Source organism: Pseudoalteromonas sp. SG43-4, from assembly GCF_014164325.1.
Lineage (GTDB): Bacteria > Pseudomonadota > Gammaproteobacteria > Enterobacterales > Alteromonadaceae > Pseudoalteromonas > Pseudoalteromonas distincta.
Map to the genome: position 1 here is coordinate 36,821 of NZ_JACJFB010000017.1, position 17,137 is coordinate 53,957.

Sequence of the window (17,137 nt, forward strand, 5' to 3'; positions counted from 1 at the left end):
AATCCGCGAAGTAACCATTTAGTTACAAAAATAACAATTCAGGGGAATTATATGACATTAACTAACAAAGGTAGCGCGCGATTATTTAAAAAATCGTCGTTAACAGTTGCGCTAAGCAGCGCGATACTTGCAAGCTTTTCATTTCAAGGTGTTGCAGCAGAAGATGACGAAATAACTAAAATAGAACGCGTACAAGTTACAGGATCTCGAATTCGTTCAGCTGAGGCAATGTCATCGGCTCCTATTCAAGTTGTAGATAGTGCTGCTATCGATGCATCAGGGTCGTTAAATATTCAAGACTTATTATTAGAGAACCCTGCATTTGGTACACCAGCTATTAGCCGTACTAACTCAAACTTTAATACCGCAAGTGCGGGTGTTGCTACTGTTGATTTACGTAATTTAGGCTCTAACCGCACATTGGTTTTAGTGAATGGTCGTCGTTATGTATCAGGTGTACCAGGTAGCTCTGCTGTCGATTTAAATACTATTCCGAGTCAATTCATCGAACGTGTTGAAATTATGACAGGTGGTGCTTCATCTGTTTATGGTTCTGACGCTGTTGCTGGTGTAGTTAACTTTGTACTAAAAGATGATTTTGAAGGTATTGAATTCGAAGGCCAATATGGTGAATCAAGCGAAGGCGATGATGAATCACGTCAATTCAACTTTACCTCGGGCTTATCAAGCTCAGATGGGAAAGGGCACGCGATGTTCCATCTTGGGTATTCTGATCAAGGTGCTGTTTTTTCACGTGACCGTGACCGCTCGGCAGTAGACCAATTTTCAGGTATCTTCTTTGAAGATGATCCAGTAGCAAACCCAGGTTCTGTATTTGATGCTGTAAGCCCATTTTTATCTTCATTTCCGCCACAGGGTCGCTTTAGCGCTGGGGATGAAACATTTACGTTTAATGATGCAAACACCCTACAAAACTCGTTTAGTACTAACGGTGGCGATGGCGTAGCTGCAAATGGTTTTAACCGAAGTGGCGTACGTACGATAGCGATACCTACAGAACGTTACTTATTTGCCTCAAATGGTAGCTACGAGCTAAGCGACAAGCATAGCTTTTTTTATGAAGGTACTTACGCTGCAACAACAACCGTTTCTGAATTAGAGCCATTTCCTTTTGCCTCTGACGACATCTATGCAAATGGCCAAGTACCAATTGAATTTAATGTAAACGGTGAAATATTGCGTAACGCATTTGTACCTGATGATATATATAACGCAGCAACCGACACCGATGGTGATGGTATGCGTGATATCTTTTTTGCAAAGCGCTTAAGTGATATCGGTAACCGTGGAGCACGAGCTGAGCGTGATACATTCCGTTTAGCACTAGGCTTTCAAGGTGAAATAGCAGATGGTTGGTTCTACGATACTTACTATGTATACGGTAAAACAAAAGAGCAGCAAGTTTCTGGTGGTTTAGTTAACGTACAAAGCTTTCGTCAAGGTTTAGAGGCTGTTATCGATAGCCAAGATTTAGATGGTGATGGTATTACTGATGAGGCTATTTGTATCGATGCGACAGCACGTGGCTTTAACTGTGCGCCGGTAGACATTTACGGTTTCAATTCGCTATCGCAAGGTGCTATTGATTTTGTAAGTGCACCTAGCTCACTTTCAACGTCGGTTGAGCAAGAAATCATTGGTGGTAATATTTCAGGTGATTTATTTGATTTACCGGCAGGTACGGTAGGTATCGCTGCTGGTTTTGAATACCGTGAAGAGTTCTCACGTAGTGAATTTGATGCTCTACAGCAAGCTGGCCTTAATGCGGGTAATGCAATTCCAGCAACAGAAGGCTCGTTTGATGTAACTGAATATTATGTAGAAGCAAACATCCCCGTGCTTGATTCTGTAACAATGAATGCAGCAGTTCGTTTGTCTGACTACTCAACAGTAGGCAATACTGAAAGTTGGAACGTGGGTATAGACTGGGAAGTAATGGATAGCTTACGTTTACGTGCTACCCGTGCACGTTCAACACGTGCTCCAAATATCGATGAACTATTTTCTCCACCTTCACAAACTTTCCCAAGTGGTTTAAACGATCCATGTTTAGGTGTTACTAATAGTGGCGGTGGTGCTGCAGGTGATGCTTGTCGTACAGATGTTGGTGTTACAACTAATATCGCCTCAAATGGCGAGTTCACGCTTAACCAGTCTGACTTACAAGGTATTAGTGGTTTTAACCGTGGCAACCAAGATTTAAAAGAAGAAGTTGGTGACTCTGTAACAGTAGGTTTAGTATTTACACCAGAAAATCTAATATCAGGCCTAGACATTACGCTTGATTACTTTGATATCGAAATTACAGATGCAATCGTATCAACACCTCGTCAGTTTATTCTTGACCAATGTTATGGTGGTGGCGATACAAGCTTTTGTGACTTTGTAACTCGTCGTAGTGCGCCATCAGGTAATAATAGTGCTGGTTCACTAGAGTTTATTGACAGTGGTGTATCTAACAGTGGTGGTTTAGGTACAGAAGGTGTTGATTTAACACTAACGTACTCTACTGATATTGGCCCAGGTGCGTTTAGAACTCGCCTTGCTTATACTTACCTAATTGATGGTTATAGCATCCCACTTCCAGGCGCTGATAAAGATGAGTTTGCTGGAGAAATTGGTGCATCAGAGCATAAAGCTAACTGGAACTTTGGTTATAAACTTAACGACTTTGATTTTAACTGGAGCTTAACTTACATTGGCGCTGCAGACTTTGATGATCAATTCTTAAGTGGTTTTGGTATTGCTCCAGGTGGAGTAGGGATTGGTTCAGTGACATATCATGATGTTCAAGCAAGTTACCATATCAGCGATTCAACAGAGCTTTACGCTGGTGCGAGTAACTTATTTGATAAAGAGCCACCACGCATTTTATCGGGTGTGAGCGGTTCAAGTACTGGTACTGAAACAGATGCAGGTACGTATGACCCAATTGGTCAATCATTCTACATAGGTTTTAGAAGTAAATTCTAACCAACAATAACGACACTAATATAGTTACTTAATTCGTAACGTTCACAAAGCCTCAGTATTGCTGGGGCTTTTTCATGGGGAAAAATAATGTAGTAGTAATGCTTATACATTGTTTATCCCAATATATGAGCATTCTACCCACTTAAACCAAAAACAACGCCACTGGTAACAGGGGCGTTGTTTAGTATTGGGAGGAGGCTAATATAGTAACCGAATCGCTTGATTATTTAACGATTTATCCCTATTTGTGGCCCTCTTCATTGAGGGCTTTTTTTTGCTGGTTTAGTCTAAGTAAGCCTTTAGCATCCAAACCAGTTTCTCTTGCTCTGAAATGTAATCGCTCATTAGTGAGGCTGTACCTTCATCGTCTGCATCACCAGCTTGGCTTAAAATATCACGCTGCATGTGAATTAATGTGCTGTAACCAGCAAGTAGGTTTTCTACGGCTGTAACGCCATCACTAATACCTTTAGCTTCTTTAATTTTACTTACTTCAAGGTAATCAGAAAATGCATGTAGAGGCGCACCATCTAACGTTAAAATACGTTCTGCAACTTCGTCTACTTTTAGAAGTAGTAAGTTATAAATTTCTTCAAATTTAACGTGTAGTTCAAAAAAGTTACGGCCTTTAATATTCCAGTGAAAGCCACGCGCGTTCATGTATTGAATCTGGTAGCTACTCAATAATGTATTGAGTGACTTTATGATGTCTTCGCTTTTTGCGCTGTTTAGACCAATTGCGTTTACATGTGACATAACTTGCTCCTGAATAACCGTTTGTTTGTGAACTTGTGATAAGTATTACTAATTTCGATAAATTAGTAAAATCGTTTAAATGTATCTAGTTAATAGTTTTAACCTATTAGCTGTTTTTGATACCTGTATTCACTTTAGACTATTAATAGAAATGGGACTGATTAATAAAAATACTACCCCTCAAAAATAAATAAAACCCAGAAGTATATAAATCATGATCTAAAACAAACTTTATTCAAGGTAATAACTTAGCTATTTTTTTATTGATGTAGGTCAAAAATCATCCACCCTAACGGCGCATAATAATGTTGTCGAAATAATTAGGAGAGATAACATGCATGCAAAAACAGCGAAACAAAATAAAGCAGAGTTAATCGTGGTAGGAATTGCAGTCATCGCATTTGTGCTTGGGCTAGTCGCGCACTTAGCAGGAGCAAGCTTTGCGAACTCAGATTTTTTTGGTTACATTGCGGCGCCCATTCCGCTGATACTGGCTGTGATATTTTTAATTAGTTATAAAATAGCAGCCAATGCTGAGGATTAATCTTTCTCGTTTAAGCACTTTAAAATGTAATCGAGTACTTGGCGCGAGTAAATCATACTGGTATGGCTTAAATGAAACACCTTGTGTTCTGCCATACCTTTGAGCTTTGTTTCATCGAGTAATACAGTGCCATCTGATTTGCTGCCTTTGACTATTAAGGGCATAAGCCCAATAGGTAAATCGCCCGCAATACTGTAAAGCTTAGCTTTAAAAGGCCAATTACCATTTTTAGTAAGCAAAAATTCAACACTATTTTTTAAAAATGATTCAAACCCTTTTTGCTTCATTTTTTGCGCTATATGACTGCCTTTATGTGGAGTACCCAGTGTAATTACCTTCGTAATATTCTGGCTAGCAGGAGAGTTTGCCTCTAGGTAAGCACGTGCAATAAGCCCCCCCATAGAGTGGCATACAAGCGCTGCAGGTTCGTTAGAAATACACTCATCAATTTGTGCAAATATGGTATCGCGGTGAGGGTCGAGCGTATTATAGGTAATGTTTAATACCGTCATACCCGACTCTTCAAGTCGTGAACAAAGTGGGCGCATAACAAAGCCAGACATATACAAGCCATGTAAAACAATAACGTGTTTAACTTTCATATGCTCTCTAATACCAATTTTATTAAAAACATGATCATTCTAGCGTATTAGATAATCCGCTACCTGCGTTAAAAGTTATTTAGATAGAACAACTATATGTCATAATTTTCGCCTTGTTATCGACTTATTTATTTGTCGCTATAATAGATAACTAATTTAATGCAATTGATATAACTACCGTAATTACATTAACTGTAGCGGTTTTATTTCAATATTGGTTGTATCGGTATTTACCCATACTTCACCATCTTGAATGGTAATGGCGAGCTTAATTCCACGATCAACCAAAGCAGCAAGTGCTTGTGTTGCTGCGTAATCAAGGCTAAAAATACTTAGATTTTTAAATTCATACAATTTAGGTTGATGTTTTTGCCACCAAATTGCTTGATTGTTTTCACCATAAGTATATAGCACCACTTTTTTAGATTTATTACAGGCTTTTTTAAGGCGTTTCTCATCTGGTAAGCCAAGTTCAACCCATAGTTCTATTTCTTCACTATAGCTTACATGCCAAAGTTCAGGCTCATCATCAGCACTTAACCCTTTAGTAAATTCTAAACCATCACAGCTATTTAGCGCAAAAGCGAGTAAGCGAATCATCAACCTTTGGTCGGTTTCTGATGGGTGTTGAGCCAAGGTTAAATTAAAATCTTGATAAACGTGGCGGTCCATATCGCTAAGCGATAACTGCACTTTCATAATGGTGGATTTAAGAGCCATAACAACTAATCTGAAAAAATTTGCGCCAGTATAGCGCAATTAAATGAATTGCCAGTTAAAATAGCGGTTAATTATACGTTAGGAGTTAAAAATGGCTATCCAGTGGTTCCCTGGGCACATGAATAAAGCCCGCAATGAAATTAAAGAAATAATGCCACAAATGGATGTGATCATTGAAGTGCTTGATGCGCGCATTCCCTACAGTAGTGAAAACCCGATGGTGGCAACCTTGCGTGAAGGTAAGCCGGTCATCAAAATTTTGAACAAAGCTGATTTAGCTGATCCTAAAATGACTCAAATCTGGAAAGATTATTTTGAGCAAGAAAACGGTGTTAAAGCGATTTCTTTTGGGCATGATAAAGCAGCTGAAGTACACCGTATTAATGAGCTTTGTAAAAAGCTAGTGCCGCATAAAGTGGGTGCAGATAAGCAAATTAAAGCCATGATCATGGGTATTCCTAACGTGGGTAAATCTACGTTAATTAATGTATTGGCTGGGCGTATAGTTGCAAAAACAGGTAATGAACCTGCGGTAACCAAAGCACAACAACGCATTAAGCTTGAAGACGGTATTATGCTTTACGATACGCCAGGTATGTTGTGGCCAAAAGTAGAAAACGAAAACTCAGGTTATCGCTTAGGCGCCACCGGTGCCATTCGTGATACAGCACTTGAGTATGAAGAAGTAGCAAGTTACACAGCTGAGTACCTATTGCGTGCATACCCTGAGTTATTAAAAGCGCGTTATAAAATAGATGAATTACCACAAAGTGATTGGGAATTTGTTGAAATGGCGGGGAAAAAACGCGGCTGTATTCGTGGTGGTAATCAAATAGACACATATAAAATGTCTGAAATACTAATCAACGAATTACGCGACGGTATCATTGGCCGTATTACTATGGAAACTCCGCAAATGCGTGAGGAAGAAGAAGTAATGGTTGCTGGTTTACGCGCCGCTGCAGAAGCTAAAAAAGCAGCTAAAGAAGAAGAGAAAAAACAACGCCGAGCACGCGCTCGTAAAAACCGTCGTTAATTGATTTAGTTTAATTTAACCAACTAAATTACAGACATAAAAAAAGCCCGTAAGGGCTTTTTTAGTTTCATATCTACCGTCACCGATATGAGCAATGTAGCAAGTAAAATAGTAGGGCGGTTACTCATCATCAACATCAAGGGGCGTTGCGGTTCATAACAAGTAACCATAGCTGTTTACGTGCGCCACACGTTGTTTCAGGGTCGAGAAACAAATCAATTCATTCCTTAACAAGTGGTATGCAATCCGTCTTGTTGATATTGATTATCAGTTAGATCTAACTATCTGTCAATATCTAAATGCAAATAATTCTTATTATTGGTGAGTTTGTTTTTTATTCATATATAAATCGGCTAGTTAGCACTGACATTTAATAAAAATACTTACTTTGGTTGAACAATTAAGAATAAAAAATAGATGCTTAATACTTATTAAATAATTTGATATGGATTTTTATTATAAAAGCATTGCTTGTAAAACCTTAGCCCCTAAAGATCAACAGCCTTTAATTTATGGCTAAAAATATTCGTACTTAACTGGATATTTTAAGCCACTAACGCACTTTATTTGCTGTTATACGTAAATTAATCTGCTCCACTAGTACTTTATCCTGCTTGTTTAGACGCCCTACAATGAGCAAGAAATCACTACCGTCAGTTTTTATTACTTTAATGCTTGTGTTATCAAGTTTGGTTTTACCGTATGTGGTTTCTATTTTTTCTATGTCTTTAAAGTGACTAAGATCTGATTCAAGCTTACCGTCATCGTTTTTGTAGTAACTAAAAACATAGTTCTCGGTTATTCCGTTACCGTCTTCTCGGTAATCAAATACTGCATCGCTATAAAAATAAAGTATTTCTTCGTTTTCAGGTGTTAGGCGATTACGTTTTAAAAAGTGTACTTGGTAAGGCCATAAACTATCGCCTTTTATAATTGCAGCATTGGGTAAAATATTTACTTCTTGAAGTACGCCTAGAAATAATAGAGGTGCAAACGCAAGCGAGATTAAATACTGTCTAATTCGCCAGTATGAGTTGTAATGTAGGGCTTCTTTACTTATATCGGTTTGCTCAATGTAACTAACTAGGGGCAACCATAAAAATGGCATTATACAAATCACTATGGTTGCGTATTCGTCCATACGATAAGCAAAGGCGCTGGCAAGTACCATTAGCCAGAGTGTTAAGGCAGTCCAGTTAGGCATTACTCTATTTTTGTTTAACTGTTGTTGGCTGTGCTGTGCAAGTGCGAGATACAAAGGGTAATACCATAAAAATGCAAATATACCTCGAGCAATAGGCATAATACTTGAGTTATCGCGCTCTTTAATGGCCTTAAAGTTACGATAACTCCAGTAGTTAACAAATATGCCTAAACTTAAAATACTGTAAATAATAAACTTACTTACAGATACAGCATAAAATGGACTATCTTCAAATTTAACTTTTTTTGCTGACTCTAATCGCCAATCGGCGAAGAAGAATATGAGCACTAAAATATAGCCAGCCAACACATATTTAAGCCAGCTATAACCAAAGCTATCTAGCACATCAGCTGTTGTTTGAGGCGTTTCGCTCGCCTTTGCATATTTTAGAATAGGGTAATGGGTTGCTGATATTAACTTTTTACGCTGTGCTAAATAATCATCTATTTGATCCGCTTTAATATGATCTTGTTTTGCGTAATAGTTATAGCTCAGTGTTAAAACATTATCATTAAATTCAGTAGTTGTTTTTAGATTGAAGTAGTCGTTGTCAATTTCTTCTTGATCGCTATCAAATCCCCAACCTTTTTCTGCAAAATGTAGTTTTATTGTGGTGTTAATTATATTGGGGTAGTCAAAGTAAAGTGGGTCGGTACGATTTACCTGCTTTGGTTCGTAAACGCTATTTTGTATTTCACTCGCATAAAAACTAGCTTCGTAGCCTTCGTCTGTTTTTTCCCAAAATTCACTAATTAAATACGATTCTTTGGTTATTAGATTCCCCGTTTTTTCTTGCTCACTAATTGCCATTGCTTCATTGATTGATAAGCCATTTAAAAAACCTTGGTAATACTCGAAGTAAGATTTAGCAACGCTATTTAGACCACTGCTGGCTATATTGTTTCTTCGGTTAATTGCTTCAAATTCAGCATAAGTGTACTGGGTTTCAAAACGTGATGACTCAGATACTTTTTCAGCAATAAAAAAGTTATCCTCTACAGATACATTTGTATGTACAGGTTTTTGCGCCATTGAAGTTAAAGCGCTTTCACCTTTATCAATAATTAGGGCATAGCCATAATCAGGCTGTGCTAAATATTCGAGAGTACCTCGCTGGTAGCTAACCGTAGGATCGAGCCAGTAGCGTTTTCCGTTTTGTTTAAGCGTAACAATAACGTGATTAAATACACTTGCAGAAGGTGGAAGTTCTTTTAAACGTTTGGTTTCCTCTGTATCAACTAGCGCAGGGAAGGCTTCTATATCCATCGCTTTTAATAACGAGATAAGCAGTACTGTTTTATCTTTGCAATCGCCGTATCGTAGCGAAAGCGTTTCTGAAGCTGACGTTGGTTGATGCGAGTTAGTGCCCATTTCAAGCCCTAAATATCGAACTTCGTCTTGGCTAAAGCGCAGTGCTGCTGCAATTTTATCTGATGTTTTTGTGTGTTTTGCTTTTATTTTTTTAGCTATATCCAAAATGCTGCTTGGGGTTTCTATGGCTGATTGATAAAGCGGATATGCCCAGTTAACTACCTGACCCCAATCGTCAAACTCAGAAAAGTAAACTTGTGTATATGGGTCGTACCACGTTGGGGTTTGAGAATTCTGCTCCAGTAAAGGTTCTTCAAAAAGAGTTATAGAATAATCTTTGCCATATTTATTAAGCGTTTCTTGAATATCTGCTGTGCCGTTTATTGTATTTATATGTAGAGGTGTTTGTTTACCCCAAAGTACACGCATATTTTGTTGCACTACGGGTACCGACCAGTTCAGCGTGCGTCTTGTACTAAACTTATTAGCATATATAGGGTTGCTGCCTGTCACTGTGTAGCTGTAATCGAGTATGTCGCCACTGCGCATATCATCAATAATAATATTGAGTGATAAGCTACCATTATAAATACGCTCAGCTAATTCAGATTCACTCTGTATAACCGTCATTCTCGCGCTATCAAGCTTATCAATGTGCTCATTATTTCTGATAATCGTTAAGCTATTTAGTGTTAGCGACTCGTAACTTGGATCAAAATCAAGACTAAGCTGGCTTATATAATCAACACCACTTTGATTTAAAGCTTTCATAACCAAACGCGTATAGCGTTGCTGTTTTTGTCTGCTCGGTATATAGGATTGGTTATCGAGTAACAAATAAAGTGTGCCGTCACGTACCTTGGTTATGTCGGAATGTTTGGGTTGCTCAATAATATGTGTATTAACCCAATTAGCTGGTTTATCTATTTTATATTGCTGCGCAAAAATATTATGAGAGAAAATTAATAAGGTAAGTGCAATTAGCCAAGAGCTGAGTCGAAGGAAGTTCCATTTCATTGTGGGGTCTTATAGTTGTTTTTATAAATACTATTGAAGGAATAATGTACCAAATTTAGGCTTTTTTGACAATGAGATGTTAATAGAATCCATCGACATATTTATATTTATAATTATGATAATGAATAAGTTCAGCTCAATTTAGCTTATTATTTATAGGCATGGGTTATAAATACAATGAAAGCATAAAGGTATTTAATTATCTCTAAAAATGCCTTTGCTGTTTGTCTTATTGCTCGGCACACATTTTACTTTGCAAAATACACTATGCTTTTATAAAGCACGCAACCACTGCATTTACTGCTCAGCAAATGGGCGATTTGGTCGGTGTGAGTCGCTCTACAGCACGCCGTTACTTAGAGTATTTGCTTGAATCAGGTAAGTTAACAGCGGATCAAAGTTATGGCAGTATTGGCCGTCCTGAACGTTGCTATAAAATAGCGAAGTAACTTGGTGTATCTGAAACTTAAGTATTAAACGCTATTAATTTCAATGTCTTGCGTTTTTTTTGTTATGTTTGATATTTAATAGATTCTGACGATAAAAAAAATATGTTGAATTGATTGCATTTTAAGCGGCTTGTATGGTGATGTTCGCATTAAGTGATGTTATACTCCTGCCGAATAATTTATCGACTTTATTAAGAGTAAAATTAATGGCAGATTTATCGAAGTACAGAAACATTGGTATTTTCGCGCACGTTGATGCGGGTAAAACCACGACTACTGAGCGTATCCTAAAGCTTACTGGTCAAATCCATAAAACAGGTGAGGTTCATGATGGTGAATCTACTACTGACTTCATGGAACAAGAAGCTGAGCGCGGTATTACTATCCAGTCTGCGGCTGTAAGCTGTTTCTGGAAAGATCACCGTTTTAACGTTATCGATACTCCTGGACACGTTGACTTCACAGTTGAAGTATACCGTTCACTTAAAGTATTAGATGGCGGTGTTGGTGTATTCTGTGGTTCTGGTGGTGTTGAACCACAATCAGAAACTAACTGGCGCTATGCTAACGAATCAGAAGTTGCACGTATTATCTTTGTAAATAAATTAGACCGTATGGGTGCTGATTTTTACCGTGTAACTGAGCAAGTACGTAAAGTACTTGGCGCAACTCCACTAATCATGACTTTACCAATCGGTATCGAAGATGAGTTTGTTGGTGTTGTAGATGTTTTAACTAAAAAAGCGTACGTATGGGATGACACTGGTCTTCCAGAAAACTACGAAATCACTGACGTTCCTGCAGACATGGTAGAAAAAACTGATGAATACCATGAAATGCTTATCGAAACTGCTGTAGAGCAAGACGATGACCTTATGGAAGCGTACATGGAAGGTGAAGTTCCTTCTATCGAAGATATCAAGCGTTGTATCCGTAAAGGTACTCGTGACCTTGCTTTCTTCCCTACGTTCTGTGGTTCTGCTTTCAAAAACAAAGGCATGCAACTAATCCTTGATGCTGTTGTTGACTACTTACCTGCTCCAACAGAAGTTGATCCTCAACCTCTTATGGATGAAGAAGGTAACGAAAATGGCGAATTCGCAATCGTATCTGCTGACGAACCTTTCAAGGCGCTAGCATTTAAGATAATGGATGACCGTTTTGGTGCATTAACTTTCGTACGTATCTACTCAGGTAAGCTTAATAAGGGTGACACTATCCTTAATGCGTTTACTGGTAAAACTGAGCGTGTTGGCCGTATGGTTGAGATGCAAGCAGATGACCGTAACGAATTAACTAGCGCACAAGCTGGTGACATCATTGCTATCGTAGGCATGAAAAATGTGCAAACTGGTCACACTCTATGTGATCCTAAGCACCCAGTAACACTTGAGCCAATGGTATTCCCAACTCCAGTAATCTCGATTGCTGTACAGCCTAAAGATAAAGGCGGTAATGAGAAAATGGGTGTTGCTATCGGTAAAATGGTTGCAGAAGATCCATCTTTCCAAGTTGAGACTGATGAAGATTCAGGCGAAACTATCCTTAAAGGTATGGGTGAGCTTCACTTAGATATCAAAGTTGATATCCTTAAGCGTACTTACGGTGTAGACCTTATCGTTGGTCAACCACAGGTTGCTTACCGTGAAACTATCACTCGTGAAATCGAAGATAGCTACACGCATAAGAAACAATCTGGTGGTTCTGGTCAGTTCGGTAAAATCGACTACCGCATCAAGCCTGGCGAAGTTGCTTCAGGCTTCACGTTTAAATCATCAGTTGTTGGTGGTAACGTACCTAAAGAATTCTGGCCTGCAGTTGAGAAAGGCTTTAAGTCAATGATGGGCGAAGGTGTTCTAGCTGGCTTCCCAGTATTAGACGTTGAAGTTGAACTTTTTGACGGTGGTTTCCATGCCGTGGATTCATCAGCAATCGCGTTCGAAATCGCTGCTAAAGGTGCTTTCCGCCAATCGATCCCTAAAGCGGGCGCACAACTTCTTGAGCCAATCATGAAAGTTGACGTGTTCACTCCAGAAGATCACGTTGGTGATGTAATCGGTGACCTTAACCGTCGTCGTGGTATGCTAAGCGACCAAGAAGCTGGTTTAACTGGCGTTCGCATTAAAGCTGACGTTCCGTTATCAGAAATGTTCGGTTACATTGGTTCACTACGTACAATGACATCTGGTCGTGGTCAGTTCTCTATGGAGTTCTCACACTACGCACCATGTCCACAAAACGTAGCTGACACAGTAATCGCTGCAGAAAAAGAGAAAAAAGCTGCTAAGTAATTAGCTCTTTAACTCTTTAAAAAACCCGCACATGTTGCGGGTTTTTTATTACCTATAATTTGGTTTTATTTTTTATAGTTTTTTATAACTGCTTTTTATTATTAATTAGTCCTATATTTTTAATTAATAAAAAGGTACTAGAGCAATTTATTTATATTGTTACAAAGCAGGGATTTGTTATACACGTCTATGCACAGAGCGTTATATCAATAGTGAGGAAATTACTGTTGTATCATTTAGCTCGTTTTTTCTTTTCACTATTTTAAAGTAGAACTGGAGAATGGTAAGGTTTTTCATTTTTATAACTGGCAACTTGATGATGAAACGCAATCAGTTATTTCTAAAATGTACTGTAATAAGTTAGCTAAAAAAGTAGAAAATATTAGCGGCAAATACAGCGCATGATTTTTTAATTTAGATAGAAAAAAGGAGCAATTAATTGCTCCTTTTTTGTTTTTATTTTATAACGCGCTAATTAAACTTTTTTATAGCCTTAGCTTTTAGCGCTTTCATCTTTAGCCTGCGTGGCTTTTTAAAAGATTGTATAGGCATTGATACCATATGCTCTTGTGGCAGTGCCGGAATTGTTTGTGGGTAAGTTCCTTCCTCTGGCACGGAAATCTCTTTTAGATGTACTTTAAGCGCCTCTAGAGTTGAGTCGTTATCAACTTCACTAGGGCAAATAAATATACCTAACTTTCTTAGTTGTACGCCGAGTTTGATACTACTGGTATAACGGATAATTGGAGCACCTAATACTAAGCCTAATAATATAGGTGATAGCCACCAAAAGAATACAGGTGTGAAGTAGTAGGCTGTGCTACCCCATGCTATAGCCACAATAGTAGAGAATAACGTATAACCAAACGCTTCTTTCCACGGAACCATACGACCTTCGCGCGGTTGTGCATCCCACTTCACTTTTTTACCTAAAAATACGCAAAGAACAAAGTAAGCATGAAATACCATCATTAATGGCGCAACAATAATAGCAAATACGGTTTCAATGATTGAACCTAGTATGAGCTTAATTGAACCACCAAAGCGTTTGTTTCTATGTATTAGGGTGACTATTACGCCCATTAATTTAGGCATTAATAAAATAACAATAGTTAAATACAAGAGTGAATCAATAAGATCGGTTTTAGCTATTTGCCATGTAGGAAATAATTGATAAACACGGTTAAAGTACACATCACTATTTAATGCGCGCGTTACTGCATCAATAGTACTTAGCGCTAGCATTGAGAGCCAAATTAGTGATGAAATATAAGCGGTTGCACCTAATAGAAAGTGCAGCTTACTCATTAATTTTAGTTTAGATGACGATAGTAAACCTAAGTGCTGAATATTACCCTGTACCCAGCGTCTATCGCGTACAGCATAATCGAGAATATTACTTGGTACTTCTTCGTAGCTGCCTTCAATATCTGATAGTAATAGTACATCCCAACCTGCACTATGAAGTAGTGATGCTTCTACAAAGTCATGACTTAAAATCTCACCGCCAAAAGGTGCGTTACCTTTGAGTGTTGGCAAGCCACAGCACGTTATAAATGCTTCAACTCTAATGATTGCATTATGACCCCAGTAGTTGGCTTTATCTGTTTGCCAAAATGCTGAGCCAGTAGCGAGCATTGGGCTATATAGCACTGACGCAAACTGTAAAAAACGACCAAAAAAGGTATCTTGACGAACAGGTATTGGAATCGTTTGGATCAGGCCTGCTTGTGGGTTGTTTAGCATGCTTGTAGTAAGTTCTAACATACATTTACCGGTCATTACGCTATCTGCATCAAGCACAATCATATGGTCGTAATTACTTCCCCAGCGCTCACAAAAGTCGGTTAGGTTACCTACTTTGCGGTGTTTGTTATCTTCGCGACGACGATAAAAAACATGCTTTGCTGTATCCCCTAAACGTTCGCACAATGCATGCCATGCACTTAGCTCGTTTTTAACTATTTGAGGGTCTTGTGTATCGCTTAATAAATAAAAATCAAAATTATCAAGCTGACCAGTTTCTTTTAACGATTGTAGACTTACTTCAAAGCCCGCGATAACACGGTGGGTATCTTCGTTATAAATAGGCATTACAACGGCGGTTTTCTGAGCGTTAATTGCCTCGTTATTGAACTCAATTGGTTTAATACGTTTTAACGTAAGCGGGTCAATTCGAAATAACTGTAGTACAAAGCCGATTGTGCCACTACAAAAGGCCGTTACAATCCAAGCAAATGTGATTGAGAATAATATTAAAAGAGCATACTCAAGTAGTGTCATACCGTTTGAGCTTAAAATCTCAAACATAATAGATATGCCGTAGCCAGATGTGCCAAGTGCCGCAATGGCAAATAGCCATACTCTTAGTGTTTTGAATGGCATTGGAGTGCCCCTACCTTTATTACTTGATGTCATTTGGGTACCAAACATAGCTCCATACCTCGCTAATTTCTTTGTCACGTAGTTTTAACGATAAACGCATATCAACGGGTTGATCGTCCTGTGGTGCAATTTTAAAGGCTACACGCCATCCACGTGAATCCGGAAGTTTTTGTACATTCACGTCGGTTACTTCGCCTGTTGTAAGTTGAATGTCGGCATCTAGTTTTAACTGTTTAGACAGTTGATTTATTTCTGATCCAGTAAAATCAACAGTAAATTGGCGGTGGCTTTTTGGTGGTGGGTTGTCCTCACCAGGTAAAGCGGCGCTACCAATTCTTGTACGTAGTACACGTGCTTTCTCGTGCTGAGTTAAAACTGAATTAAAGGTGGTCATTTTGTAGCTTAATTTTAATGAATCTCCGGCCTTCATTGGTTTTTCTGGTACCCAGTAACTTACGATATTGTCGTTAGTTTCTGTATCAGTCGGTATTTCTACAAGCTCTACACGACCATTCCCCCACTCACCTTGTGGTTCAATCCATAGGCTAGGGCGGTCGTGGTAATGTGCTTCTGTGTCTAGATAGTTATTAAAGTCTCGGTCTCGTTGAGCTAACCCAAAACCTTTTGGGTTATTGTACGAAAATGAAGTAACGCTGAGTTGTGATGGGTTGTTAAGAGGACGCCATACCCACTTGTCATCAGCAGATTGAGTTAATAGGCCATCCGAGTCATGAACTTCAGGGCGATAGTCATCAAAAAATTTGGTGCTGTTTTCGCCGTGATAAAACATACTCGTTAATGGTGCTACACCTAGTTTTTTAATATCTTTACGCGCAAAAATCTGCATATCAACATCAACTAGCATGTTAGTTGTAGGGTCGACGCTAAATTTGTACGCACCAGAAATAGATGGACTATCCAACAATGCAAAAATGATGATTTGTGTTTGCTCTGCCTTTGGTTTAACTAACCAAAACTCTTTGAACATTGGAAATTCTTCACCCGAATTCTCAGCAGTATCAATGGCAAGGCCTCTTGCTGATAAGCCATAAACTTGTTGAGGGCCAACGACTCTAAAATACGATGCTCCCTGAAATACCATTACTTCGTCTTTATACTCGTTAGTATTTAATGGGTAATGTAAGCGAAATCCAGCATGGCCTAGTTGAGTGCCCGCCACACTTTTAGCTATTTCTTCTTGTAGTGGTGCAGCAGTGCCATCGTATTGGTAAAAGTCGGTGCTGAAAGGTAAGCGGCTACGTTTAGAGTCGCTATCAACAGTATTTATTGTTACGGGTGTTTTATATAAAAAACCAGGGTGGAATAATTGCAGCTCGTACAGGCCTTCATCTTTCCACACCGCTTTATCTTTTTTAAATCGAATTGAGCGGTAGTCTTGATAATCAATATTATTTAGTGCTTCAAGCTCGATGTTTTTAGGTGCCACATATTCTTCGCTTGCTAACTTTTTAGCGCGAGCGCTAATTACATCAAATAAGCTACTTTGTGGAATTGCTACATCAACAGTTGCAGCAATCGCTTGGTTGCTATTGCCCCAAGTCGAAAAAATAATAAGTAGACCCAGTAGTGGTGCTGACTTTTTTTGCCATTTAGGCAAGTTTTGGGTTAGTTGTTTCATTCTCATTCCTTTATAAAAACACGACTTATTTTTACGTTTAGGGTAAATATTGATTTTGTTTTGTAAGTATCTTCTAATTTACTTAAAGCAAAATGTGAACCCTTATAAAAGTTCATATTTTTCAATAGGAAAACCAATATACGTAACTCATTGAGGTTTTTGTTGTGTAAAATTCACTCAATATTATGT

General features: G+C 38.5%; 10 protein-coding genes and 1 pseudogene. 5 read left to right on the forward strand and 6 right to left on the reverse strand.

Annotated elements, in window-relative coordinates; all coding sequences use genetic code 11:
• Positions 1 to 51 precede the first annotated feature (51 nt).
• Entirely contained in the window at positions 52 to 2,994 is a 2,943-nt protein-coding gene (locus H5160_RS15665) for a TonB-dependent receptor domain-containing protein (protein ID WP_182716496.1), read from the forward strand.
• A 282-nt stretch (positions 2,995 to 3,276) separates the two neighbouring features.
• Here the strand turns inward: H5160_RS15665 and H5160_RS15670 are convergent, their stop codons facing one another.
• Complete coding sequence (locus H5160_RS15670) at positions 3,277 to 3,750, reverse strand: Dps family protein (protein ID WP_004334993.1); 474 nt, start codon at positions 3,748 to 3,750, stop codon at positions 3,277 to 3,279.
• Positions 3,751 to 4,084: 334 nt separating this feature from the next.
• Here H5160_RS15670 and H5160_RS15675 point away from each other — a divergent pair, with 334 nt between their 5' ends.
• Positions 4,085 to 4,294, forward strand: a complete 210-nt coding sequence (locus tag H5160_RS15675; protein ID WP_024597139.1) for a hypothetical protein — start codon at positions 4,085 to 4,087, stop codon at positions 4,292 to 4,294.
• Here H5160_RS15675 and H5160_RS15680 read toward each other — a convergent pair.
• The gene (locus H5160_RS15680) at positions 4,291 to 4,896 is read right to left on the reverse strand and encodes an alpha/beta fold hydrolase (protein WP_149601930.1); all 606 of its coding nucleotides are present in this window, start codon (positions 4,894 to 4,896) and stop codon (positions 4,291 to 4,293) included. The two genes, H5160_RS15675 and H5160_RS15680, sit on opposite strands and share 4 nt — an antisense overlap.
• 183 nt (positions 4,897 to 5,079) lie before the next feature.
• Complete coding sequence (locus H5160_RS15685; protein ID WP_024593828.1) at positions 5,080 to 5,616, reverse strand: YaeQ family protein; 537 nt, start codon at positions 5,614 to 5,616, stop codon at positions 5,080 to 5,082.
• 91 nt (positions 5,617 to 5,707) lie between these two features.
• On the opposite strand from H5160_RS15685, the gene ylqF reads away from it, so the two are divergent.
• Positions 5,708 to 6,652, forward strand: a complete 945-nt coding sequence (gene ylqF / locus H5160_RS15690; protein ID WP_004334981.1) for a ribosome biogenesis GTPase YlqF — start codon at positions 5,708 to 5,710, stop codon at positions 6,650 to 6,652.
• 553 nt (positions 6,653 to 7,205) lie between these two features.
• Here the strand turns inward: ylqF and H5160_RS15695 are convergent.
• Complete coding sequence (locus H5160_RS15695) at positions 7,206 to 10,184, reverse strand: DUF3857 domain-containing transglutaminase family protein (protein WP_182716482.1); 2,979 nt, start codon at positions 10,182 to 10,184, stop codon at positions 7,206 to 7,208.
• A gap of 245 nt (positions 10,185 to 10,429) precedes the next feature.
• On the opposite strand from H5160_RS15695, the pseudogene H5160_RS15700 reads away from it, so the two are divergent.
• Both H5160_RS15700 and fusA read left to right on the forward strand, forming a co-directional pair.
• Positions 10,430 to 10,633 (forward strand): annotated as a pseudogene (locus H5160_RS15700) (HTH domain-containing protein); the annotation flags it as partial.
• A gap of 206 nt (positions 10,634 to 10,839) precedes the next feature.
• Complete coding sequence (fusA, locus tag H5160_RS15705) at positions 10,840 to 12,924, forward strand: elongation factor G (protein ID WP_004334977.1); 2,085 nt, start codon at positions 10,840 to 10,842, stop codon at positions 12,922 to 12,924.
• Positions 12,925 to 13,395: 471 nt separating this feature from the next.
• On the opposite strand, the gene mdoH is transcribed toward fusA, so the two are convergent.
• Complete coding sequence (gene mdoH, locus H5160_RS15710) at positions 13,396 to 15,357, reverse strand: glucans biosynthesis glucosyltransferase MdoH (protein WP_182696413.1); 1,962 nt, start codon at positions 15,355 to 15,357, stop codon at positions 13,396 to 13,398.
• Positions 15,329 to 16,948, reverse strand: a complete 1,620-nt coding sequence (locus H5160_RS15715) for a glucan biosynthesis protein (protein ID WP_182725046.1) — start codon at positions 16,946 to 16,948, stop codon at positions 15,329 to 15,331. The genes mdoH and H5160_RS15715 overlap by 29 nt, the downstream gene beginning before the upstream one ends.
• Between the last annotated feature and the right edge of the window lie 189 nt (positions 16,949 to 17,137).

Coding starts and splice junctions, on each gene's coding strand:
- H5160_RS15665 (WP_182716496.1), top strand. CDS start 52: ATGACATTAACTAACAAAGGTAGCGCGCGATTATTTAAAAAATCGTCG.
- H5160_RS15670 (WP_004334993.1), bottom strand. CDS start 3,750: ATGTCACATGTAAACGCAATTGGTCTAAACAGCGCAAAAAGCGAAGAC.
- H5160_RS15675 (WP_024597139.1), top strand. CDS start 4,085: ATGCATGCAAAAACAGCGAAACAAAATAAAGCAGAGTTAATCGTGGTA.
- H5160_RS15680 (WP_149601930.1), bottom strand. CDS start 4,896: ATGAAAGTTAAACACGTTATTGTTTTACATGGCTTGTATATGTCTGGC.
- H5160_RS15685 (WP_024593828.1), bottom strand. CDS start 5,616: ATGGCTCTTAAATCCACCATTATGAAAGTGCAGTTATCGCTTAGCGAT.
- ylqF (WP_004334981.1), top strand. CDS start 5,708: ATGGCTATCCAGTGGTTCCCTGGGCACATGAATAAAGCCCGCAATGAA.
- H5160_RS15695 (WP_182716482.1), bottom strand. CDS start 10,184: ATGAAATGGAACTTCCTTCGACTCAGCTCTTGGCTAATTGCACTTACC.
- fusA (WP_004334977.1), top strand. CDS start 10,840: ATGGCAGATTTATCGAAGTACAGAAACATTGGTATTTTCGCGCACGTT.
- mdoH (WP_182696413.1), bottom strand. CDS start 15,357: ATGTTTGGTACCCAAATGACATCAAGTAATAAAGGTAGGGGCACTCCA.
- H5160_RS15715 (WP_182725046.1), bottom strand. CDS start 16,948: ATGAAACAACTAACCCAAAACTTGCCTAAATGGCAAAAAAAGTCAGCA.